We start from the raw sequence: 23,948 nt of genomic DNA on the forward strand, positions 1-23,948 counted from the left end.
TCTATTATACATATAATAGACGCCTTTGTCAATATACATTTTAACAATCCTTGCGGAATGCGTTTTTAACGGCGCGCATCATCAATACGGTCGCCTCGGACTGCACGGCCAAAAGATTGCAATCCACCTCGCCCGAACTCATCACGAACACGGCGTCTCCATCCAACACGGTATGCACGGGACGAATGCACCGCGCGTAGGCGTCGTGCACCGATTTGGCCACCACGTTACACTGGGATTTGGTCAATTTGGCGTTGGTCACCACACAGCCGATGGTGGTATTCATCCCCGCTATGCCCTCCACGCCGTAGCGCAGACTGCTCTCGATATTCACCTCTTTACCGTCCTTTGTGACGCCCGCGATCATCGTCTTGGTATCGGGGTCGTACACGTTGCCGAACGCGTTGACGGCCACCACGGCCGCCATCTCCACCGCGCCGATTTTGATGACTGCTACGCCCAATCCGCCCTTAGCGGCGTGCGCCATACCCATCAACTTACCCACGGTTGCGCCGCACCCCGCGCCGAAACTACCGCCGATATCCACGAAGTCGCCCGCGGTTTCGCACGCATACAAGCCCATATCCGCGTCGGGATAGCCGAAGGTCTTGTATTCGAGGTCGTACAACGAAGCGCCGCACACGATGGGCACTTTGTACGCGCCCGTATCGTAGCCGTAGCCGCGCTTTTTGAGGTATTGCATCACGCCCGAGCAGGCGTCCAGTCCAAACGCGCTGCCGCCCGACAGCACCACGGCGTTTATCTTCTCCACCGTGCATTCGCTGCGCAGTAGGTCGGTCTCTCTCGTCGCGGGGGCGTTGCCCTGCACCGACACCGAAGCGGTCGCGCCGAACGGCGCCAATACGACGGTCACGCCCGTCCCCAACGATACGTCCTCGAAATGTCCCAATCGAAATGCGTTTAACATATTTCCTCCTTCAGCGACACGTCTCCCGCCGCTACCATTCGCCGTTTGTCGCCCACCAGGACGACCAACCTGCCGTCGTCCGCCAGATCCACGGCGACGCCCTCCGTGCCGTCGCCGAACACGACGGCTCTGCCGATATTGATCAATTTCTCTTTGACCGCCTCTATCAATTCCGCAGGCGTTTGGGCCAACCGCTCGTCCAATCGACAAGCGATGCGCTTTGCCACTTCGCGGGGGGACGCGTCCGCGCCCTCCAGCCTCATCGAGGTCGCCCGCACGGGCACGCCGCCGAGGTCGTTACGCACGTTGACGCCTATGCCCACCACGGCGCGCTTTACGCGGTCGTTTTCCCACACCGTTTCCACCAATATCCCCGCGATCTTGGCGTCGCCCACTCTCACGTCGTTGGGCCATTTGATACGCGCGTCCAGCCCCCATTCGGCCAAAGCGTCCGCCACGGCCAAAGGTGCCGCCAAATAGTATTTGGCGCTTTCGCGTACGGGCAGGTCGTCCATGCGCACCACGCTCATATATACGCCGCCCTCTTCGGACGCAAACGAGCGGCCGTCCCGCCCTTTACCCGCCGTCTGCCGGTCGGCCATCACCACGGTATTATGCACCGCTTGTAGCCCTTTGGCGTACTCGTTGGTGCTGTCCGTTTCTGCGAGGCGGATCCACCTAATCTTCGTCGCGCGTCGCATACTCACCGAGACAGGTTTTCACCACGTCGTATTCGTAGCCTTGACCGAGCAAATATTTGGTCAATTTGAGCACAAACTCTTCCGTCCACTCTTTTCCGCGCGCTTTGCGCGTCAAGGACAGCATACATGCGTCGTGCTCGTCGTTGTCTTTGAGATACTTCTCGGCCACGGCGTCCTTAATCCCTTTTTCCCACAGGTCCTGCTTAATGCGGCGGTTGGAGCGGGTATTATGACACTCCGCGATATAATCTTTGCAGTATTCTTCGTCGTTGATATAGCCGTAATACGCCATTCTCTCCAAGGCGTAAGCGATGGCCTCGGGCGAAAACCCGCGGTCTTTCAACTTATCTCTCGCCCCTTTTTCGGTGTAGGCGCGCGCGCTCAACGCCGCCAAAACGTAGTGCACCGCGTCCTGCTTCTCGGCGTCTTTCACCAGTTCGGCAAACGCCGCGCCGTCCACCTCGTCACCTACTTTCAAACGGTTTTCCAGAATGGCTTGATCGGACAACGTGGCGAAATATTCGCCGTCCAAAAAGATATCGTAACGCGCCTGTCTTTTGCGCTTATTGATAGCGGTAATGGTCATACGTACCCCCGGTATTCGTGTCCTTCTATTGCAAATTCGACCGTTCCTTTGGAGTATTCCACGAGGTCGAGTCGAAACCCTTCCGCCGCTTCGTCGGGCAATACCACCGTCGCCGTCACGCCGTCCACGTACTCGGTGGCTTCCACTCTGCCGCCCGCTTTTTGCGCGAGGGCGTTGATGCGCCCGCCGAGCGCGTAGTCCAACTTGACCTTACACACGGCGCTCATCACCATACGCACTTTGGTCGCCTCATCCAGAGCGGCGGCCGTCGCGCCGGCGTATGCGCTCACCAAGCCGTTGGCGCCCAACTTTATCCCGCCGAAGTATCGGGTCACCACCACCAAAACGTGCGTGACGCCCTTTCTTTTTATCACTTCGAGAATGGGCACGCCCGCAGTACCCGACGGCTCGCCGTCGTCCGAATACTTGCATTGCATGCCCATTTCGTCCGCCACCAACGCGTACGTATTGTGCGTCGCGTCGGGATATTGTTTTTTGATCTGCGCCACCTTCTCCAAAGCGTCGTCATAGTCCGCCACGGGCACCGCAGTCGCTATGAACTTGCTGTGCTTGATGGTGACGACCGAAACGACTTGCTCTTTGATGGTGGTGTATTCGCTCATTCTACGGTCACTTTGATATGCGTCTTCTTACCTTTATGCAGCACGAATCCGTTGGCCCGTTGACTATCCGTCAACGCCTCGTCGATTTTGGCGATCTTGTTGCCGTCCACCGACACGCCGCCGCCCAATATCAAGCGTTTCGCTTCGCCCTTGCTGGGCGCGAGCCCCGTGGCCACCAGCACGTCCACCACGCTCACGACGTCCTTGCCGATGGTGGCGGTGGGCATATTGTCCCCGTCCCCCGCAAAGGCCGCTCTCGCCTGCTGTTGCGCTTTGGCGGCGTCTTCTTCGCCGTGCACGATTTTGGTGATCTCATAGGCCAACCGCTCTTTGGCGGCGTTCATACGCTCGTCGCGGTATTTCACCAACTCGGCGATCTCGTCCAAAGGCAGGAAGGTCAACAGTTTCAGGCACTTCTCCACGTCCACGTCGTCCACGTTGCGCCAATATTGATAAAAATCGTAGGGCGAAGTCTTCTCGCGGTCGAGCCAAACGGCGCCCGACTGCGTTTTGCCCATTTTCTTGCCTTCCGACGTGGTGAGCAGTTGGAAGGTCATGGCGTACGCGTCCTTGCGCTCCTTGCGGCGAATGAGGTCGGCGCCCGCAAGAATGTTGGACCATTGATCGTCGCCGCCGCACTCCAGGCAGCAGCCGTATTTTTGGAAGAGCACCAAGAAGTCATAACTTTGCATCAACATATAGTTGAACTCGAGGAAACTCAAGCCCTTCTCCATACGCGTTTTGAAGCACTCGGCGGTGAGCATACGGTTGACCGAGAACAAACTGCCGATATCGCGGATAAAGTCGATATAGTTGAGTCCCAACAGCCAATCGGCGTTATTGACCATAATGGCGGCGTTATCACCCTCGAACGAGAAGAAGCGGCTCATCTGCTTGCGGAAGCAATCGCAGTTGTGCGCAATGACCTCTTTGGTCATCATTTGGCGCATATCCGTGCGTCCCGAGGGGTCGCCCACCATAGCCGTGCCGCCGCCGATGAGGACGATGGGGCGATGCCCCGCTCTCTGCATATGCGCCATGGCCATCATCGCCAAATAGTGTCCCACGTGCAAACTGTCCGCCGTGGGGTCGAAGCCGATATAAAAACTCACCTTTTCGGTGTCCAAAAGCTTGTACAAGTCCTCTTCGAACACGACTTGCTTGATAAATCCTCTTTCGCGTAACGTATCCATCACGTTGCTCATCTACGTACCTCCTAATGCGCTCGCGCAAATATAATCTTATACTATCATACCATAATCGTTCGTTTCTTGCAAGCGTTTATCCCCCGAATACGCCAAGTCGCGCAATTTACACTTTACAATGGGCGCTCGTATGGTATATAATAGGTCTATGAGCAAAATCGTATTGGGTAGCGCCTCCCCGAGACGCAAACAACTGCTTGGACGCGTCGTATCCGACTTCGAGGTACGCCGTTCCTCTGCGGACGAGCGCTGTCTACTGACTTCTCCCGCCCAATACGTGATGTACACGGCCGCCAAAAAGGCAAGGGGCGTGCGCCTCGCCGAGGGCGAATGGCTCGTCACCGCGGACACCATCGTGTGCCACAAGGGCGCGTTCCTCGGCAAGCCCACTTCGGACGAGGACGCCAAGCGTATGCTCACCTCGCTCAATCACTCGGTCAACACGGTCTACACGGGCGTTTGTCTTACGGACGGCACGCGGTACGACCTGTTCTTCGAGGCCAGCGAGGTACGCATAGACATGACGGACGCAGCCATCGACGCCTACGTGTCGGCAGGCTACGCCCGCGACAAAGCGGGTGCCTACGGCATACAGGACCCCACGCTCACGGCCACCACGCTGTCGGGCAGTTTGGACAACGTCGTCGGTCTCCCCGTCGAGGCCCTTCGTCGACACCTCGCCGCGTTCGGTTATAAGGAGTAAAGTATGTGTAAATTGAGTTTAATCGTGGATATGGGTACGTCCAACACGGTCATCGTGGAGCGCAAGCAAGGCCGCGTCGTCGAGGAGCCGACGCTCATCGCCGTCAAAAAAGTGGGCGGCAAAATGCGCACGGTCGCCGTGGGCAAAGAGGCGTACAAGATGAAGATTTCCAAGCACAAGCCCCAGGACGTGTACTACGTCTACCCCGTCAAGGACGGCAACGTGGTCAATTCCGAGGCGGCGTGTCTTATGCTCAAAGCCTTCATCGAGCGCATCACCAAGCCCATGATCGTCCGTCCGCAAATCGACGTGATATGCGTCGTCAGTTGCGGTCTGCACACCACCGAACGGCTGGAGTTCGAAAACGTGTTCTATCACCTCGGCATCAAGACGGTCACCTTGCTCGAAGCGCCCATCGCGGCGGCTTCGTCGGTGGTGACGGGGTGCAGTTTCGTCGTCGTCATGGGCGGCGGCGTCACGGACATCGCCATCGTCAAGGAGAACGGCATCGCCACGGGTTGCAGCGTCAGCATTTCGGGCGCGAAGATGCAAGAGGCCATCTACGAGTACGTCTACCGTCACTACAACGTCACCATCAGCCAAGCCCGTGCCGAGCAACTTCTCAACGAGCGTAGCACGCTCTTTGAGCGTGAGAACGGCGTCACCCTCATTTCGGGCAAGGACGTAGCCACGGGCGACTACAAAAAGATAGAGATTTCTTCGCAGGACGTGCGCAACGCCATTCTGCCCATCGTCAACGCGTTGGTGGACAGCATCATCGCCATGTCCAAATTGTGCCCCGAAAACTTGGCGGATTCGCTGAAGCACGGCGGGTTGCAACTGTACGGCGGTCTTTCGGGCATACGCTATCTGGACACCTATCTGACGAATCAACTCAACCTTGCCGTCGAGGTTCACCCCGACGTTTCGTCTGTGGCGCGCGGCGCGGCCGTATTCTTTGACGACCGTGCGAAACTATACCGTATGATCGGTCTTCGCGGGGAATAATTATGATTCTTGTCATCGACGTAGGCAATACCAATATCAAGCTGGCCCTCTGCTCGCGTGAAGCCATCGTAATGAGCTGGCGCGTCAGCAACCGCACGGGGCGCACCGCGGACGAGTTCGGGGTGGAGATCGGCAATCTGTTCGCCACGCGCGGCTATTCGTTCGCCGACGTGGAGGGCGTCATCATGAGTTCGGTCGTCCCCTCTCTCAACTACACCTTGACGCACGCCTGCAAGTTCTATATGAAGCGCACGCCCATCATGGTGGACTGCACGCTCCGCACGGGGCTTACGTTCGGCTATGCCGATCCACACTCTTTGGGCGCGGACCGCATCGCCAACGCCGTGGGCGCGGTGTCCCACTACGGCGCGCCCGCCATTGTCGTGGACTTGGGCACGGCCTCCACGTTCGGCGTCATCGACCGCAACAAGTGCTTCTTGGGCGGCTGCATCGCCCCGGGCATCAAGACGGGCGTGGACGCGTTGTCCAAGCAGGCCTCCCAACTGCCTTTGGTCGAACTCACCAAGCCCGCCTCCATCATAGCCGACAGCACCATCACCAACATTCAGGCGGGCGCCATCTACGGCTTCAGCGGGTTGGTCAAAAGCGTCGTACAGCAAATCAAAGCGGAACTCGGGGACGATACGGTCAAAGTCATCGCCACGGGCGGACTGACCGAACTGTTGAACGACAGCACCTTCATCGACGTCTACGACCGCGCGCTTACGCTCAAAGGCCTATTGCAACTCTATCTACTGAACGCCTGACCGCGTTTCGCAAGGCAAAAATACGGCACTCCTTTGTGGAATGCCGTATTTTCGTATGTACGTTACCCCCTTTTTCGCGCCGCCACGGCGCGACGGGATACGCACGATCACTTTTCTTTCCTTTTGAACAGGCGCAAAAACGCCTTGACGCACTCGGGCGGATTGATACAAATAAACTTCATAAAGCCTCCTCGTTTGTAGCAGTATATGCAAAGAGGTTTCGAAGCGTACCAAACGAAATATATCCGTCGAGCAACGCCACCCTTATTCGCCGCGCAGAATGCGAATGGTCTTCGCGGGATCCGCGCTACGGAACACGCTGCTGCCGCCCACCACGACGTCCACGCCGCGGTCGGTCATGGACTTGGCGTTTTCTTCGGTCACGCCGCCGTCCAACTCGAGCCGTATATCCCTCCTTGACTCTACGATCATGCGGTGGGCCTCGCTGATTTTACCCAGCACTTCGGGGATGAACTTCTGCCCGCCGAACCCCGCGTACACGCCCATCAAAACGAGCATATCTATCCTATCCATATAGGGTGCCACCAACTCCAACCCCTTGTCGGGATTGAGCACGAGGCCGCACGCCTTGCCGTTCTTCTTGATGACGTTCAACGCGCCCGCCACGTCTTGGGACGCGTCGGGGTGAAAGGTCACGATATCCGCGCCCGCGTCGCAAAAGGCCTGCACATACTTCTCGGGCAAGGTGATCATCAAGTGCGCGTCGATGGGCAAAGTCGTATGCTTGCGAATGGCCTTGCACATGGGCATACCGAAGGTGATATTGGGCACGAACACGCCGTCCATCACGTCGAAATGGATATAATCCGCGCCCCAGGCGGTCGCGTCTTCCACGCTCTTGCCCATATTGGCGAAATCGCCGCTCAAAATACTCGGTGCAATCTTAATCATAACTGTTTTTTCTCCTTTCCGCAAGTTCGTTATAAATCGCCACGTAGCGTTCGTATCTGCCTCTGTCCAACGCGCCCTTTTCAACGGCCTCTTTCACCACGCACTCGGGCTCGGCCGTATGCGTACAGCCGTGAAACTTACACCGCCCCAGCCGCACGAAATCGGGATAATAAAGCGCCAACTCGCCCTCTTTGACGTCCTCGGGCTCGAGGAGCGAAAAACCGCACGTATCCATAATGCGCAGGTCCTCGCGTATCCCGAACAACTCGATATGTCTGGTGGTGTTGCGCCCCCTTTGTATCTTGCTCAATCCGCCCGTTTCCTGGCCTATGTCGGCCAACGCGTTCATCAGGCTGCTTTTGCCCACGGCGGATTGCCCCGCCAGACACACGACGCCCGACAGATTCTTCGCCAATTCGCCCACGCCCTTGCCCGTTTCCGCGCTCACCGAATACACGTCCGCGAGGTCGGCATACACCTTTTTCGCATAGGTATAATTGGCGTCGTCCAGGTCGGCTTTGTTACAAATAAGCACCACACGTATACCGTGTACTTCGCCCGCCAACAGCATTTTATCCACCATCACCCAGTCGCAAAAGGGCACGGGTGCGATGACGACGGCCAAACAATCCACGTTGCTGACGTAGGGGCGTATCAACAGGTTTTTGCGGGGCAAAAGGTCGTAGACGTAGTAGGTGCCGCGCTCCTCGCGCAACACCACTCTGTCGCCCACGTACAACTTATCGTCGCGCTTCAAAATACCGCGCGCCGTGCACTTGTACGTTTTGGTGGCCGTCTGCACCTTAAAAATGCCGCCCACGCTCTTGACGATGATACCCTCTATACTCTTAACTGCCAACGTGTTTTCTCCTCAGTTGTCCGCACGCGCCGTCGATATCCGCGCCCATCGTCCTGCGGATGGTCGCCGACACGCCCTCTTTTTCCAACTCTTGCAAAAACGCTTTCGCTTCCTCTCTTCCCGTCCCTTTCAATCCTTTCTCTTTGACGTAATTCAGCACGATCAGGTTGACGTGGGTGGGGAAACCGCGCACGAGTTTCGCCAGCGCCCGCGCGCATTCTTTGCTGTCGTTCGTACCCTTTATCAAGGTGTACTCGAAGACGACGCGCCTGCCGCTCGCCTCGAAGTAGCGACGGGCGGCGGCCATCACTTCGCCTATACAGTAGGCCTTGTTGACGGGCATAATACTGCTACGCGTCTCGTCAAAGGGCGCGTGTAGCGAAAAGGTCAATGTCACCCACAGTTTGTCCTCGATGAGCCTATCCACCCCGGGCACCACGCCGCACGTAGACAGCGACACGTTGCGCAGGCTGATATTCAGCCCGTTTTCGTCGGACAACAGGCGCAAAAACGCGGCCACGTTGTCGTAGTTGTCCATCGGCTCGCCCGAGCCCATCAACACCACGTTGGTGATGGCGCGTTTGGTGAGGTCTCCGCCGAAATCGCGGTTGGCCACGACCACCTCGCCCAGCATCTCGCCCGCCGAGAGGTTGCGCACCAAGCCGTCTATTCCCGACGCGCAAAAGGCGCAATTCATGCGGCACCCCACCTGCGTACTGATGCAAATGGTGTTGCCGTAACGGTATTGCATCACCACGCCCTCCACGATATTGCCGTCTCTCAGGCCGAACAAATACTTGGTCGTGCCGTCCTTGGCCACCAACTTCTCCACGATGCGCACGCCTTGCACGTCGTAGGTCTCGGCCATACGCGCCCGCAACGACTTGGAAAAGGTCGTCAACTCGTCCCAGTCTTTGCCTTGGCAAATCCCCTCGAACAGTTGTTTGGCGCGATAGGGCTTTTCGCCGTATGCTTCCGCCACGGCCCGAAGCGCCTCTATATTCATATCGGACAGCAACGCTTTCATACTTTTCTACGCATACGCGCCACGAAGAAGCCGTCGTTTCCCTTTTCGTCGGGCATAAATTGCTTCATACCCTCGTTTTCGGGCAACGCGCTCATACCTTCCAAGGCGAAGTCGGGATTATCCAACAAAAACGCGGTCACCACGTCGGTATTCTCTTCGCGCAGATTGGTGCAGGTGCTATACACCAGCACGCCGAATTGCTTGACGTAGCGCGAGGCGATGGTCAGCAATTTCTTTTGCAATTTGGCAAGGGACGCTATGTCCTCTTCCGTGCGGTTCAATATCATATCGGGGTTTTCGCCCAGCGTACCCAATCCCGAACAGGGCGCATCCACCAACACGGCGTCGAATCGCCGCGCCCATTCCTCGACGTACTCGGTGCCGTCGTGGCATATCGCCTTGACGTTTTCCACCTCCATACGCTTCGCGTATGCCTCTATCAAACCCACGCGGTGCGGGTGCACGTCGCACGCGGTCACTTCCACCGGGTTATGTTCGGCCAAATACACGCTCTTACCGCCCGGCGCCGCGCACAGGTCGAGCACTTCGCCCGTTATGCCGTCTTCCATCACGGCGCGGCAGATATACACGCTGTCCAAGGCCTGCGCGGTCACCTTGCCCTCGGCGATGAGCGCCGCGAAAGGCTCGGTCGCCCCCACCAGATAGCCGTACGGCGTATCCACGGCGGGCAACCCTTTGCCCAGGATGAAATTGCGCAATTCGTAGCGCGAATATTTCTTTTCGTTCCACCGTATATGCGTGTGGTTATACTTTGCCGTGACCAAACGCGTTCCCTCGTCTATGCCGTATTGGTCGAAATACCTATTGACGAGCCATGCGGGCATATTGGCCTTGATACACAGGCTTTCCAACCCCGTCTCGGGCAGGTCGTCTTTCACTTCGATATAGTGTTTCAACGTGGCGTTGACCAGCCCCGCCAAGTCCTTTTTGACGGCCTTGGCCAACTCCACCGTTTCGTTGACGGCGGCGTAATCGGGCATCGAATTGGTGTATTTTATCAAATACATACCCAATTTGAGTATCACGCGCACCACGGCTTTGGGCGACTTGGCGCACAAGCGGCCGATTTGGTAGGCGAACTCCATCTCGTGTTCCACCACCCCCATCGTGAGGCGTTTCACCTGCTTGCGATCCTGCTCCCCGAGCGCGGGTAGCACGTCCCCCAACGCCACCGAAAGATAGGCGCCCCGTCTATACACGTCGGCCAACACGTTGTAGGCGAAAAGGATACAATTATTCATGCTATCACCTCGCCCACCGGTAGGCTGTGCCCCACCATATACTCCTTGCCGCTCATGCGTCGTCCCCCTTCGGGTTGCACTTCGACGAGCGCCGCGCGGCCGTCTCGGACCTGCACGACGATGCCCTCTTTGGCGTTGGCGATCGCTATGGTACCCACGGGTGCGACCACTTCGTCGTCGTACTTCGCCACTTTCCACACTTTGAACAGTTTGCCGCCCACTGTGCAAAACGCCGAGGGCCACGGGTTCATACCCCGCACGTGGCAGGATAATTCCCAAAGTGTCTTATTCCAATCGATCGCGCCGTCCTCTTTTTTGAGCATCTTGCAAAAGGTGGCTTTACTGTGGTCTTGCGGCGTATAGACGGCCGTACCGTCCAAGACGGCGGGCAACGCTTCCAATAGGGCCATCGCGCCCAAAACGGCCATACGGTCGAACAAGGTGCCCGCCGTGTCGTCCTCGGTGATGCGCAATTCCTTTTGCAACACGATATCCCCGCTGTCCACGGCCAAAGCCGTGCGCATGATGGTGATACCCGTTTTGTCCATGCCGTCCAACACGGCCTGCTGTATGGGACTTGCGCCGCGCAAAAGTGGTAGCAAACTGCCGTGCACGTTGATCACGCCACAGCGCGGTATATCGATGATCTCCTGCGAAATGATTTGGCCGTACGCCGCCGTCACGATGACGTCGGGACGAAGCGCCCGTATGGCTTCCACGCCGTCGCGGCGCACCTTTTCGAATTGCAATACGGGTATGCCCAACCGCTCGGCCATCACTTTGGTCGGCGGCGGTAAGAGTTTATTCTTGGCGCCCACGCGGTCGGGTTGCGTCAAAACGCCCACCACGTCGTAGCCGTTTTCGACCAACGCCTCTAAGGAAGGCAACGCAAAGTCGGGCGTTCCCGCAAATAATATCCTACTCATCTTTGACCGCCTTGTCGTAGAAGAGAATGCCGTCCAAGTGATCCATCTCGTGCTGACACACTCTGGCGTCGAAGCCCTCGAAGCGGCGTTCTATCCACTCGCCCTGTCTGTTTTGGTAGCGAATGAGTACCTTGGCGGCCCGCTTGACTGGCAGATATTTGTTGGGGCAGGACAAGCACCCTTCTTTCATGATCTCCTCGCCCGACGCTTCCAAAATGGTGGGGTTGATCAATTCGACCACCTCTTTGGACGACATCAGGCACACGGCGTACCGCCTTGCGATTCCCACTTGAGGGGCGGCCAAGCCCACGCCGTCCGCCGCGACCATAGTCTCGAGCATATCGTCCAATATGCGTCCCAACTTCTCGTCGAACGTGGTCACTTCGCGGCAAGTGCGGCGCAAAGTGCTGTCTCCGTCTTTTACAATGTCTCTCAATGCCATATATAACACTCCTTGGGGGTAGCCCCTCTTACGTAATGTTTTGCGGGTTTTGCTCGAAGAACATACGCACGTTGCATCCCTCGAGCGAAGCCGTCGCCACCTCGAACATCTTGGTGGTTATCTCGTCCACCTTGTCGCCTTTGAGGCGCATGATCAGTTGGAAGCGGTACTTGTTTTCCATTCGCCCGATGGGTGCGCGCATACCTTGCAAGCGCAACACCTGGTTGGGGTATTCGGTGGCGACGATCCTTGCGCTGCTCAACGCTTTCTTGACGTAGCGGAAGGCCTCGTCCTCGGTATCCGACACCACCAATATCCGCACGATTTTGGTGAAAGGCGGAAACTCCGTCACCTCACGCACGTTGATTTCTTTCTTATAAAACCCTTCGTAGTCGTACAGCGACGCGAAGTAGAACACGTAGTGCTTGGGGCTGTAACTCTGCAACACCACGCGACCGGGCAACTTATCACGGCCTGCGCGCCCCGCCACCTGCGTCACCAACTGAAAAGTGCGCTCCACGCTGTGATAATCCCCGATATACAGGCTCATATCCGCGTCCAATATGCCCACGAAGGTCACGTTGGAAAAGTCGTGTCCCTTGGCGATCATCTGCGTGCCCACCAATATATCCGCCTCTCCGTTGCCGAACGCGGTCAGTATGGACAAATGCCCCGTCTTGCCGCGCGTGGTGTCGTTGTCCATTCTGAGGAGTCGCGCCTCGGGGAAATGCGCTTGCAGATCGGCCACCACCTTTTCGGTGCCGTCTCTGCCGTATCGAATAGAGGGCGAGCCGCACGAGGGGCACTTCGTCGGCACGGTGTATTGATTGCGGCAATAGTGACATTTCAAGAGGTTTTCCTCTCTATGCCAGGTCAGGCTGACGTCGCACGCCGCGCACTTGATGACCTTGCCGCACTCTCGGCAAATCATAAAACTCGAATACCCGCGACGGTTCAAAAACACCATTGCCTGCTGTTTCTTGGCCAAGGTCTCGGCCAAGCCAGTGAGCAACGCGTCCGACAATATGCTCTTATTGCCTTTTTTGAGTTCCTCGCACATATCCACTATCTGCATGGTGGGCATCACGCGGTCGCCCACGCGGTGCGACATTTTCACGAGCGTATATTCGCCCGTCATAGCCTTGCGATAACTCTCCAACGAGGGCGTCGCCGAGCCAAGCACCAACGCGGCCTTGTTGTATTTTGCGCGGAAGGTGGCGATATCTATGGTCTCGTAGCGGGGGTTGGACTCGCTGACGTAACTGCCGTCGTGTTCCTCGTCGATGATCACCATACCCACGTCGCGTATGGGCGCGAACACGGCGCTACGGGCGCCCACCACGATACGCGCTTCGCCCCGCAATATACGCAGCCATTCGTCGTAGCGTTCCCCCGCCGACAACCCGCTGTGCAACAGGGCCACGTTGTCGCCGAACCGCCCGCGGAAGCGCTGCATGGTCTGGGGCGTCAGGGATATTTCGGGCACCAGCATAATGGCCCCCTTCCCCTCTTTGACGCACCGCTCTATGCAGGTCATATACACTTCGGTCTTGCCGCTACCCGTCACGCCGTGCAGCAAAAACGTGCCCGTGGGGTTGTCGCTTATGGCGGCCACGGCGGCCTGCTGTTCGGCGGTCAAAGGCACTTTGGGGGCCTTCCCCACCAACGCGGTATAGGGTTTACGCCCCACCTTTTTCGGCTCTACGACGATAAACCCCTTCTCTTCCAACGCCTTGACGGCGGACGTGCCGAACTGCTCGGCCAGCGAGGCGCACCACTCCCACGCGCACCCCGCGAGGTGCATAAGCAGTCCTCTTTGCGCGACGGCCGTTTGGCGCAGTTTGGCGAGCATTTCGTCCAACGGTATCTCTTTGTTGACGGTAGCGGCCAACCGCTCCAACTCGCGCACCTTGCCCCCGCGCATCTGTGCGGGCACGAAAAGGCGCAACGCGTCGGCTTTGCGCAAAAACCATCGCTTGGCGAGATAATCCATCAACGCCACCATTTCGGGAATGACGGCCGTGAAGTCGTCCGCCTTTTTCTCGATGTGGCGCAGTTTTTCCACCGTGCTGGTCTCTTTCAGCCCGACCACGATACCCTCGATGCGTTGCCTGCCGAAACCGACAAAAACGCGGTCGCCCACCGAGATAACCATATCTTCGGGCACCGCGTAATCGAATACTCTATCTATCTCCGCCGTGGATATGTCGACGATGACTTCGGCGATCACAGCGTCAGCACCTTGTCCCAAATGACGTGCGCCAACTTCTCCTTGGTCATCAAAGGTTGCGGCTCCACCGCGTTTTCGGTGATAAACGTCACGATATTGGTATCCACCGCGAAGCCCGCGCCCTCTTGCGTCAGGTCGTTGGCGACCATCAAGTCGGCGTTTTTCTTCTTCAACTTCTCTTGCGCGTTTTCGATAAGTCGCTCGGTCTCGGCGGCGAAAGTCACCAACTTGCAGTTGCCCTTCACCTTGCCGACGGCGGCGGCTATATCGGGCGTTTTCACCAACCGCAGGTTGAGCGTATCGCCCTTATACTTGTTGTCGAAGGCCTTTTCCACGGTGTAGTCGGCGGGGGCGGCGGCCTTGACCACCACGTCCATATCGCCCACTCTGCCGAGGACCGCCTCGTACATATCGGCGGTCGAGGTCACGCGCACGATCTCCATTCCGTCGGGCAAGGGCACGGACACGTTGCCGGCCACCAAAGTCACCGCGGCGCCTCTATCGCGTGCGGCCTCGGCGATGGCGATGCCCATCTTCCCCGATGAATGGTTGGACAGATAGCGCACGCCGTCGATATTCTCTTGGGTTGCGCCCGCCGTCACCAGCACGTTCCACCCCGCGAGGTCGGGCTTGACGGACAAGAGGTCCAGCACCCTATCCACTATGTAGTCGGGTTCGGCCAATCTGCCTTTGCCTACGTCGCCGCAGGCCAACAAACCGTCCTCGGGCTCTATCATCACTACGCCGCGCTCTTCGAGCATACGCATATTGCGTTGGTTGGCCTCGCTCATATACATAGCCGTATTCATAGCGGGGCACATCACCTTGATACCCTTGCACGCCATATAGGTGGTGGACAGCATATCGTCCGCCAATCCGCCCGCCGCCTTGCCGATAAAGTCGGCCGTCGCGGGGGCTACCAGCACCAAATCGCTGCTTTTCGCCAGCGAAATATGCTCCACCTCATAGGGAAAATCGCGCGAAAACATATCGGTTATCACGCGGTTTTTGGACAAAGTCTCCATCGTGAGGGGCGTAATAAACTGCGTGGCGGCGTCTGTCATCACCACCACGACGTCCAGGTTGAACTTGGTCAACCGCGAAGCGATATACGCCGCCTTATACGCGGCGATACCGCCCGTTACGCCCAACAGTACCCGTTTTCTCATCAGTCGCGCTTGATGGTAACCGTACCTTCGTACACTTCCTTAGCGGCCACCGAGAGGGGTTTCAACTTGTCGTTTTGAAACATTTCGGGCGATTGTTGCATCAACTGTCTGGCGCGTTTTGCCACGCCCACCGCCAACATATAGCGGCACTCGGTCTTTTCCAACAACTTATCAATGGGGGGGTCTGCTAACATATTCTGTATCCTCCTTTCAGGCTTTCTATCAAATCCAGATTATCTTTGGAGCGCTGTTGCTCCGCGGACACGATTTCGTTGATTTTCGCCACGCACGCGTCCACGCGGTCGTTGACGAGCACGTAGTCGTATTGCTTGGCGTATTCCAATTCGGCGACGGCTTTGCCGTAGCGCACGGCGAGGGTTTCGGGCGTTTCGCTGCCCCGCTTTTCGATGCGCGCTTTCAACTCGGCCAAGGACGGGGGCAACAGGTAGATGAGCACGGCGTCGGGAAAGGCCTTCTTGATGTTCAGCCCGCCCTCGAACTCAATGTCCAATAGGACGTGCTTGCCGCTCTTGGTGATGCGCTCGAGTTCGCTCTTCAAGGTGCCGTAACTGTTGTTGTAAATGCGGATATATTCGGCGAACAGTCCTTCCTCTATCATACGGTCGAACTCTTCTTGCGTGCGGTAGAAGTAATGCACGCCCTCTTGTTCTCCCTCGCGCGGGGCCCTCGTCGTCACGGACACCGAGAAGCCGTAGTCTTCGCACTTCTCTCGCAACGCCGCGTGCACGGTGCCTTTTCCCACGCCGGACGGGCCGGACAATACCACGATTTTCGCATTTTTCATAGCCTACTCCAGGTTTTGTATTTGCTCGCGCATTTTTTCCAATTCGTTCTTGATGGCCACCACCAAGGTCAGCAATTCGGCGTTGTTGGCCTTACTGCCCATCGTGTTGGCTTCCCTATTCATCTCCTGCATCAAAAAGTCGGCCTTGCGCCCCACGGGAGTTTCTTGCGCCAGCAAGTGCTCGAATTGGTCGATATGCGACCGCATACGCGTTATCTCCTCGTCGATATTCACGCGGTCGGAATACACGCACACTTCGTTGATGAGCCGCACCTCGTCCAAGGGCACCTCGCCCAAGGCTTCGGTCACGCGCTCGCGCAATTTCACGCGGTAGTCCTCCACCACCGAGGGCGCTTTTTGGGCGACCTCGTCGACCAAAGCGGCCACCACGTCCAAGCGCGTCTGCAAGTCCATAAGGAGCGCGTTGCCCTCTTTCTCGCGCATGGCGCACAGGTTGTCCAACGCACCCGACAGGGCCACGGACAGCAATAGGGACAACTGCCCCTCGTCCGCTTCGGCTACCTCTTCCACCACCGCGTCTTTGAGGCGCAGCACGCGGTCGGCGGTCAGGTCGTTGACGAGACCGAATTCGCTCTCCAACGTCTTGGCCATATCCAGATAATTCTGCACCACGGCCTTGTCGAGGGTAAGCCCCACTCGGTCCGTGCTGTGGTCCTCGTAGGTGACGAACACGTCCACGTGTCCTCTCGCCAGCCGCTCGGAAAGAGACTTGCGCAAAAAGTCCTCGGCGAAGTTAAAGACGCGGGGCATTTTGATATTCAAATCCAAAAAGCGGTTGTTGACCGATTTGAGTTCGATCACCACTTTCTTCCCCTCGATGGAGCATTCGCCTTTGCCGTATCCGGTCATACTGTTCATACACACCTCTTTGCGCCCGTCGTGGGCGTAGACGGGCATACGCCCGCGTAATTAAGATTATAGTAGCACTAAAACAAAAAATATGCAAGGACTTTGCTCAATTTCGCCAAAATCCTTGCGCATTTTCTTTTCAATCGGTCGTGCAAAGCACGAAAATAGCCTTTTACGCTTTCAACATATCCAAAAAGACGCTCTCGTCGATGATCTTTATGCCCAGCTTCTCGGCCTTGGCCAACTTGCTGCCCGCGTCCGCGCCCGCCACCACCAAGGTCACCTTGGCGGATACCGAATCGGCCACCTGCCCGCCCCGCTCTTTGATGAGGGCTGCGGCTTGACTTCTTTTGTAGCTTTCCAACGCGCCGGTCAGCACCACGGTCTCCCCCGCGAACACGCCGTCCGTCGTCTTTTGTTCCTCTATCCGCACGCCTTTTCCCAGTAGCGCCGCAACAAAGTTGCGGTTTTCCTCATCCGCAAAGTAATTGACCACGCTGTCGGCCATCACCTGACCGAAGTCGTCCAAGGCGATGAGTTCCATCACGGTGGCGTTTTCAATAGCCTCCAGACTGCCGAACGCCGCGGTCATTTGCTCTGCCGTGCGCTTGCCGATATTGGGTATGGCCAGGGCGGTGAGGAAGCGCGGCAACGTAGTGGTTTTGCTCTTTTCGATGGACTTCAGCAAGTTGCTCGCCTTCTTCTCTTTGAACCCGTCCAGCGTCAGCAGTTTTTCCATCGTCAGGTCGTACAATTCGTCCGCGCGCCGTAGGTTCAATTCGTTGTACATCAATTCAATGGTCTTCGCGCTCAAGCCGTCTATGTCCATCGCGTCCTTCCCCGCGAAATGCTCGATGGTCGCGATCACTCTCGGGGCGCAATGTTCGGGATTGGTGCAATACACGAACACGCCGCGTTGCTCGGTTTTGGCGCCGCAGGCGGGGCAAACGGCGGGCACTTCCACCTCTTTGCTATCCTCGTTATGTCGTGCAATCCCGAGGATTTCGGGTATCACGTCCCCGCTTCTTCGCACGAAAACGTCCGAGCCTATGCGGATATCCTTGCGCCGTATTTCGCTGATATTCGACAATGTGGCGCGGCTTACCGACACGCCGCCTATATCCACCGTATCCAATACGGCCAGGGGATTCAGTTTCCCCGTGCGGGACACTTGCCACACCACGTCCAGCACGCGGCTGGTCACTTCTTCGGCGTGGAACTTGTAGGCCATGGCCCACCGCGGGAACTTGGCCGTCACGCCCAACTCTTCGCGCAAAGCGAGGTCGTCCACCTTGAATACCATACCGTCGATGAGGTAGTCGAGGTCGGGGCGCGCCACCTCTACTTCGTCCAGCCATTTTTTCCAATCGTCGCCCTTTTCGACCACTTTGAAGTATTGATTTTGACAGAAGCCGTTACGCTCCAAAAAAGCGTGCATATCGCGTTGCGTGGTAAAGGATTCCCCCTCCACGTACCCCACGTTATAGGCCATAAAGGACAATTTTCGTTTGGCGGCTTCCTTGACGTCCGTGTTGCGTATGCCGCCCGCCGCGGCGTTTCTCGCGTTTTTGAGAGGCACCTCTGCGACGTCGTTGTACGCCTTCAATACCGACAGGCGCATAATACATTCGCCCTGTATATCCACGCTTCCCTCGAAGGGAATGTTGCGCGGTATATCCTTGATGGTCAGGGCCTGTTGCGTCACGTCCTCGCCCGTCACGCCGTCGCCACGGGTGACCGCGCGCACGAAGTGACCTTTTTCGTACGAAAGATTGAGCGTCAAGCCGTCGTACTTGTATTCGAGCGTCAAAGGCGCCCATTCCCCGTTTTCTTCCACCACCTTGTCTATCCAGTCGGCGATGCCATCCTTGGTCTTGCTCTTGTCGAGGCTGTACAGTCTTTCGCGGTGCGTATAGGTCTGGAAGCCCTTTTGCACGGCGCCGCCCACCCGTCTCGTCGGCGAATCGGGCAACACGTAGTATTGCTTTTCGAGTTCCAGCAATTCGTCGTACAAAGCGTCGTATTCGGCGTCGGATACGGTAGGATTGTCTTCTTCGTAATACTCCTTGGCGTAGCGGTTAAGCAGTGCCACCAATTCTATCATTCTCTCCATACTTCCTCCTACAGCTTGCTCAAAGGCGCGATCTTCAGGCTCAATTTCTTCACGCCGACCGACTCGAAAGCGATGGTCGCCGTATCGCCGTCCACCCCGATGATCATACCCTTGCCGAACTTGGGGTGTGCCACTCGGTCGCCCACGCGGAAAGCGCCTTGCGGGCGCGCGGTTGCGGCGGGCGTCGTGCCGCCTCGGTACACCTGATTGAGGTTGCCGTCCAAGGTGCCCGACTGCGTAGAGGCCGCAGTGGCTCTTGCGCCCCACTCTCTTTGGCCTTGCGTGTTCCATTGTTTTTGTTTGGGACGCGGTTTTTCCCAACCCATCGCCTCTTTGATCTCGGTCAAAAAGCGGCTCTCGCGGTTGTATTCGTAGTGACCGAAGCGGAAGCGGCTGTCGCAATAGGTCATATACAACTTCTTTTGCGCTCTCGTCATCGCCACGTACATCACGCGGCGCTCCTCTTCTATCTCCACGTCCGTCTTGCTGTACGCGCCCGACGGAAAGATATTCTCTTCCAAGCCCACCACGAACACGACGGGAAACTCCAATCCCTTGACCGCGTGCACGGTGGCCACGGTGACGTAATTGTCTTCCAATATCTCGTCCGAGTCCGAACTGAGCGTCACCGATTGCAGGTATTCGCTGAGGCTGCCGCCCTCGTTCTCGCGCTCGTACTCTTCCGCGCTTTGTATCAACTCGTCGATATTCAGGCGCTTGTTGTAGTTTTCCTCGTCGTCGCCCGCGTAGGCCATGGCGAAGCCCGCCCGTTCCGCTATGTACCGCACGGTATCGCCCACGCCGTGCTCGAGATGGTAGTTGAAAATATCGGCGTACAGGTCGCGGAATACCATCAATTTCTTGCGCGTGGTTTGGCTCAACTCTTCGGCGAACTCCAACCCGTCAAAGAGCACTTCACCGGGCGCCATACTGCGTTCGGCGGCGTAGATCACGAGGTCTTGCACCACCTTGTCGCCGATGCCGCGTTTGGGCGTATTGATGGCGCGCAGTAGCGCTTCGCTGTCGCGCGGATTGACGAGTAGGCGGCAATAGGCCAGCACGTCTTTTATTTCTTTGCGCTCGAAGAAGCGGAAGCCGCCGAACACCTTGTACGGTATGTTGTAACTGTTGAACCGCTCCTCGAACTTGCTCGTCAATGCGTTCAACCGCACCAATACGGCAAAGTCCTTGGCCTCATACTCGCCCGACCGCAGCATACTGCCTATCTGCGACACCACGTATTCGGCCTCTTCGCCGTCCGTCGCGCGGTGTTCCACCACGACCGCGTCGCCTTTGCCCTTGTCCGACCACAGCGTCTTGCCGAAGCGGTTGCGGTTATTCTTGATGAGGGCGTTGGATGCGGCCAAAATATTCTCGGTCGAGCGATAATTCTGCTCCAACTTGATGACGGTCGCGTCCGCGAAATCCTTGCGGAAACTCAATATGTTGTTGATGTCCGCGCCGCGCCAGCCGTAGATACTCTGGTCTTCGTCGCCCACGGCGAAGATATTGCCGTGGAGTTCGGCCAGCATTTTCACCAACGCGTACTGTATCTTGTTGGTGTCTTGGTATTCGTCGATATGTATATACAAAAAACGCTCTTGGTACTGCCGCAACACGTCGGGGAACTGCATAAAAAGTATGACCGTTTTGAGCAAGAGATCGTCGTAGTCCAAGGCGTTGTTGAGTTTCATCTCCTCCTCGTATCGCTCGTAAACTTCGCAAATGATATTGGCGTTGGGGTCTCCCACCGCCAGCACGTACTTATCGGGCGACAACCCCTTGTTCTTGGCGTTGGATATATGCCAAATGCACTTATTGAGGTACATTTTCTCGTCGAGTTGCTTGTTCTTGATGATTTTCTTTATCAAACGCATGGACTCCACGTCGTCGTAGATGGTGAAGTCCTTGGTGTACCCCAAAAGGTCTATGTGCCGCCTAAGAATGCGCGCGCACATTGCGTGGAACGTAGATATCCAGAGCCCCTGCGAATTTTCGCAAAGGCTCTCGATACGCTCTTTCATTTCTTTGGTCGCCTTGTTGGTAAAGGTAATGGCCAAAATGCGCGTGGGCGCGACGTGCATCACTTGCAATAGATACGCGATACGGTAGGTCAAAACGCGGGTTTTGCCGCTGCCGGCTCCCGCTATCACCAACACCGCGCCTTCGGTCTGGTACACGCCTTTCAGTTGCTGTTCATTCAGTAATTTTTCCCACTCCATTTAGATGTTCAATGCGTTCTTTGCTTTCTTGATGAGTTGTTTGCTGTTTTTGTTGGCCACCACGGCGCTCATACCGAGCACCATACCGACAAACAAGCCAAGGCTGAATCGTCTCATAGGCACACCTCCTTTTCGGATAGTATGCGCCGCCGCCAAGGCAGCCCCGCTTTCCTTCGTTGCCAATTTATCCCACAATTAGGATAGGTCTATTTTCGCAACCTCGCCACCGCTTTCGCCAAAACGTCCGCCGTTTCGTCTATTTCGGCGGGCGTATTGTCCCGTCCGAAACTGAAGCGCACGCACTCCCGCGCCGCTTGCTCACTAAGGCCCATCGCCCGCAATACGCGGCTTACTTCCAACGTACCCGCCGTGCACGCGCTACCCGCCGAAGCGCAAATCCCCGCCAAATCGAGTTGGTTGAGTATCCGCTCGCCCGACGTTCCCGCAAAACGCAGATTGACGATAGAGGGCGCCGTTTGCCCGAGGTCGCCGTTCACCGTTACGCCCTCGATACGCGCCAGCACTTTGCGGACGAAGTCGTCCCGAAGCCCCTTGACGTAGGCGCGATTCGCCTCCGCGTTCGCCACCGCTTTTTCCAAAGCGACCGAAAGGCCCACGATGGCGGGGGTGTTGTACGTTCCCGCCCGCAGACCTCGCTCTTGCGCGCCGCCCGCAAGTAGCGGCTCTATCTTCACGCCCTTGCGTATATACGCCACTCCCACGCCTTTCGGCCCGTAGAACTTATGTGCCGACAGGCTCAAAAAGTCCGCGTTCAGCCGCCCCGCGTCGAGGTCCAAGACCCCCACCGCTTGCACGGCGTCGGTATGGAAAAGTACCCCACGTTCGCGGCAAATCGCGCCAATCTCGCCTACGGGCTCCACCGCGCCCACTTCGTTATTGACGTACATACATGTCGCCAGCACGGTATCGCGGCGCAGGTACGAGGCGAAGACGTCGGGGCGCACCAGCCCCGCTTCGTCCACGGGTACGTAGTCCACCTCGTAGCCTTCTTTCGCCAACTGTTCGAGCGCCGACAGCACGGCGTGATGCTCTACGGCGGTCGCCACTATGTGCCTTCCTTTGTCGCGATTGGCGTAGGCTACGCCTTTCAATATCCAGTTGTCGCTCTCGGTACCGCCCGACGTAAAGTAGACTTCGGCGGGCAATACGCCCAAAACCTTCGCCACTTTTTCGCGCGCTCTGTCCACGGCCGTTTCGGCCTCTCGTCCCAACGCGTGACGACTACTCGCATTGCCGTAGGCCGCGCCGAAATAGGGAAGCATCGCTTCCCATACGTCGCCGTCCATGGCCGTAGTCGCCGCGTGGTCGAGGTAGATCGCCATATTATTTACCGCCGAAATACTTGGTCAAGTCCGCGATAGCGCAGGTCTCCTCCGCGTTTTCACGCATATTTTTCACTTTTACGACGCCGCTTTCCACTTCGCTCTCGCCCAGCACCACGCAGTACCGCACGCCCAACTTGTCGGCGTACTTCATCTGCGCTTTGAGGCTTCTGCCCATAATGTCCGTCGCGGCCGATACGCCCGCGCGGCGCAATTCTTCGGTCAAGCGGATACAAGCGTCCGCCTGGCCCATATTGGCGACGTATACGGTGGGCAACTCCTCGTTGGGTATCTCTACGCCCTCGGCTTCCATCGTCAACAGCAGGCGCTCTTTGCCCATGCCGAAGCCGACGGCGGGACACGCCTTGCCGCCGATACTCTCGATGAGGTCGTTGTATCGACCGCCCCCGCACACCGTACTCTTGGCGCCGATATCCTCGGACACGAACTCAAACACGGTACGAGTATAGTAGTCCAATCCGCGCACCACGGTGGGATTGACTTGGTAGGCGATACCCATCGCGTCGAGGTTGTGTTTCAACGCCTCGAAGTGGGCGTTGCAATCCTCGCACAAATAGTCCAAAATGCTGGGCGCGCCCTTGGCGATGGCGGCACAGCGGTCGTTTTTGCAGTCGAGTATGCGCAAGGGATTGGTCGTCAATCGCTCGCGGCAGGTCTCGCACAGCCCCTCTTTTTGGCTCTCGAAGTAGCCCACCAACGCCTTGTGATAGGTCTTGCGGCAGGTCTTACAGCCGATGGAATTGACGTACAACGTGGGGTGCAGTCCGAGGTCGTCGAACAAATACTTGGCGATGGCAATCACTTCCGCGTCCGCGTCCGCGCCCTCCGCGCCGTACACTTCCACACCGAATTGATGGTGCTCGCGCAATCTCCCCGCCTGGGGACGCTCGTAGCGGAATACGGACGTTTGGTAGTAGCACCGTAGGGGTAGCACGCTCTCTCTGAGGTTGTTCTCGATGAAACTTCTGGCCACCGAGGCCGTGCCCTCGGGCTTCAACGTAATAGAACGCCCGCTACGGTCGTCGAAGGTGTACATCTCCTTATTGACGATATCCGTCGTATCGCCCACGCCGCGCAAAAAGAGTTCGGTGTGTTCAAAAGTCGGCGTGCGTATCTCCTGCAAGGCGAACAACCCCGCGATGCGGCGGATCTTCTCCTCGATATAGTGCCATTTATAACTGTCTTGCGGCAGCAAATCCTTCGTGCCCTTGGGTATCGTAATCATA

Annotated in this window: 23 protein-coding genes; 3 read left to right on the forward strand and 20 right to left on the reverse strand. The window is 57.3% G+C overall.

Features of this window, described 5'->3' with window-relative positions; genetic code table 11:
- Positions 1 to 40: 40 nt before the first annotated feature.
- From II896_08000 to II896_08020, 5 genes are read right to left on the reverse strand one after another with little or no spacing between them, the layout of a single operon-like run.
- Complete coding sequence (locus II896_08000; GenBank protein MBQ4444572.1) at positions 41 to 928, reverse strand: P1 family peptidase; 888 nt, start codon at positions 926 to 928, stop codon at positions 41 to 43.
- A complete protein-coding gene (locus tag II896_08005) occupies positions 922 to 1,629 on the reverse strand; it encodes a biotin--[acetyl-CoA-carboxylase] ligase (protein ID MBQ4444573.1) in 708 nt (235 codons plus the stop codon). The genes II896_08000 and II896_08005 overlap by 7 nt, the downstream gene beginning before the upstream one ends.
- The gene (locus II896_08010; GenBank protein MBQ4444574.1) at positions 1,607 to 2,215 is read right to left on the reverse strand and encodes a RecX family transcriptional regulator; all 609 of its coding nucleotides are present in this window, start codon (positions 2,213 to 2,215) and stop codon (positions 1,607 to 1,609) included. The genes II896_08005 and II896_08010 overlap by 23 nt, the downstream gene beginning before the upstream one ends.
- On the reverse strand, positions 2,212 to 2,838 hold the full coding sequence (locus II896_08015; protein MBQ4444575.1) for a YigZ family protein: 627 nt from the start codon (positions 2,836 to 2,838) through the stop codon (positions 2,212 to 2,214). Before II896_08015 ends, II896_08010 begins: the two co-directional genes overlap by 4 nt.
- Positions 2,835 to 4,043 (reverse strand): tyrosine--tRNA ligase, encoded by a 1,209-nt coding sequence (locus II896_08020; protein MBQ4444576.1) that lies wholly within the window; start codon positions 4,041 to 4,043, stop codon positions 2,835 to 2,837. The genes II896_08015 and II896_08020 overlap by 4 nt, the downstream gene beginning before the upstream one ends.
- A 148-nt stretch (positions 4,044 to 4,191) precedes the next feature.
- On the opposite strand from II896_08020, the gene maf reads away from it, so the two are divergent.
- From maf to II896_08035, 3 genes are read left to right on the forward strand one after another with little or no spacing between them, the layout of a single operon-like run.
- Entirely contained in the window at positions 4,192 to 4,746 is a 555-nt protein-coding gene (maf, locus tag II896_08025; protein ID MBQ4444577.1) for a septum formation protein Maf, read from the forward strand.
- A 3-nt stretch (positions 4,747 to 4,749) separates the two neighbouring features.
- Positions 4,750 to 5,754, forward strand: coding sequence for a rod shape-determining protein (locus II896_08030; protein MBQ4444578.1), 1,005 nt, complete (start codon positions 4,750 to 4,752; stop codon positions 5,752 to 5,754).
- Positions 5,755 to 5,756: 2 nt separating this feature from the next.
- The gene (locus tag II896_08035) at positions 5,757 to 6,521 is read left to right on the forward strand and encodes a type III pantothenate kinase (protein ID MBQ4444579.1); all 765 of its coding nucleotides are present in this window, start codon (positions 5,757 to 5,759) and stop codon (positions 6,519 to 6,521) included.
- 264 nt (positions 6,522 to 6,785) lie between these two features.
- On the opposite strand, the gene rpe is transcribed toward II896_08035, so the two are convergent.
- The 15 genes from rpe to II896_08110 all read right to left on the reverse strand — a co-directional run bounded on the left by rpe (position 6,786) and on the right by II896_08110 (position 23,947).
- Complete coding sequence (gene rpe / locus II896_08040; protein ID MBQ4444580.1) at positions 6,786 to 7,433, reverse strand: ribulose-phosphate 3-epimerase; 648 nt, start codon at positions 7,431 to 7,433, stop codon at positions 6,786 to 6,788.
- Positions 7,426 to 8,292, reverse strand: a complete 867-nt coding sequence (gene rsgA, locus II896_08045) for a ribosome small subunit-dependent GTPase A (protein ID MBQ4444581.1) — start codon at positions 8,290 to 8,292, stop codon at positions 7,426 to 7,428. Before rsgA ends, rpe begins: the two co-directional genes overlap by 8 nt.
- Positions 8,282 to 9,319, reverse strand: coding sequence for a 23S rRNA (adenine(2503)-C(2))-methyltransferase RlmN (gene rlmN / locus II896_08050; protein MBQ4444582.1), 1,038 nt, complete (start codon positions 9,317 to 9,319; stop codon positions 8,282 to 8,284). The genes rsgA and rlmN overlap by 11 nt, the downstream gene beginning before the upstream one ends.
- Positions 9,316 to 10,581: a hypothetical protein gene (locus II896_08055; protein MBQ4444583.1), complete on the reverse strand. Its 1,266-nt coding sequence runs from the start codon at positions 10,579 to 10,581 to the stop codon at positions 9,316 to 9,318. The genes rlmN and II896_08055 overlap by 4 nt, the downstream gene beginning before the upstream one ends.
- The gene (fmt, locus tag II896_08060; protein ID MBQ4444584.1) at positions 10,578 to 11,507 is read right to left on the reverse strand and encodes a methionyl-tRNA formyltransferase; all 930 of its coding nucleotides are present in this window, start codon (positions 11,505 to 11,507) and stop codon (positions 10,578 to 10,580) included. The genes II896_08055 and fmt overlap by 4 nt, the downstream gene beginning before the upstream one ends.
- Entirely contained in the window at positions 11,500 to 11,949 is a 450-nt protein-coding gene (gene def, locus II896_08065; protein MBQ4444585.1) for a peptide deformylase, read from the reverse strand. The genes fmt and def overlap by 8 nt, the downstream gene beginning before the upstream one ends.
- A 28-nt stretch (positions 11,950 to 11,977) precedes the next feature.
- Entirely contained in the window at positions 11,978 to 14,179 is a 2,202-nt protein-coding gene (priA, locus tag II896_08070; protein MBQ4444586.1) for a primosomal protein N', read from the reverse strand.
- Positions 14,176 to 15,348, reverse strand: coding sequence for a bifunctional phosphopantothenoylcysteine decarboxylase/phosphopantothenate--cysteine ligase CoaBC (coaBC, locus tag II896_08075; GenBank protein MBQ4444587.1), 1,173 nt, complete (start codon positions 15,346 to 15,348; stop codon positions 14,176 to 14,178). The genes priA and coaBC overlap by 4 nt, the downstream gene beginning before the upstream one ends.
- Positions 15,348 to 15,542, reverse strand: coding sequence for a DNA-directed RNA polymerase subunit omega (gene rpoZ, locus II896_08080; protein ID MBQ4444588.1), 195 nt, complete (start codon positions 15,540 to 15,542; stop codon positions 15,348 to 15,350). Before rpoZ ends, coaBC begins: the two co-directional genes overlap by 1 nt.
- Positions 15,536 to 16,153, reverse strand: a complete 618-nt coding sequence (gene gmk, locus II896_08085; protein ID MBQ4444589.1) for a guanylate kinase — start codon at positions 16,151 to 16,153, stop codon at positions 15,536 to 15,538. The genes rpoZ and gmk overlap by 7 nt, the downstream gene beginning before the upstream one ends.
- A gap of 3 nt (positions 16,154 to 16,156) precedes the next feature.
- Positions 16,157 to 17,032 (reverse strand): YicC family protein, encoded by an 876-nt coding sequence (locus II896_08090; protein MBQ4444590.1) that lies wholly within the window; start codon positions 17,030 to 17,032, stop codon positions 16,157 to 16,159.
- Between the two features lie 163 nt (positions 17,033 to 17,195).
- The gene (gene ligA / locus II896_08095; GenBank protein MBQ4444591.1) at positions 17,196 to 19,136 is read right to left on the reverse strand and encodes an NAD-dependent DNA ligase LigA; all 1,941 of its coding nucleotides are present in this window, start codon (positions 19,134 to 19,136) and stop codon (positions 17,196 to 17,198) included.
- 8 nt (positions 19,137 to 19,144) lie between these two features.
- Complete coding sequence (locus II896_08100; GenBank protein MBQ4444592.1) at positions 19,145 to 21,358, reverse strand: UvrD-helicase domain-containing protein; 2,214 nt, start codon at positions 21,356 to 21,358, stop codon at positions 19,145 to 19,147.
- A gap of 206 nt (positions 21,359 to 21,564) precedes the next feature.
- Positions 21,565 to 22,701, reverse strand: a complete 1,137-nt coding sequence (locus tag II896_08105; GenBank protein MBQ4444593.1) for a cysteine desulfurase — start codon at positions 22,699 to 22,701, stop codon at positions 21,565 to 21,567.
- 1 nt (position 22,702) lies between these two features.
- The gene (locus II896_08110) at positions 22,703 to 23,947 is read right to left on the reverse strand and encodes a histidine--tRNA ligase (protein ID MBQ4444594.1); all 1,245 of its coding nucleotides are present in this window, start codon (positions 23,945 to 23,947) and stop codon (positions 22,703 to 22,705) included.
- Position 23,948 lies beyond the last annotated feature (1 nt).

This window comes from Clostridia bacterium, from assembly GCA_017394805.1.
Lineage (GTDB): Bacteria > Bacillota > Clostridia > Christensenellales > CAG-1252 > RUG14300.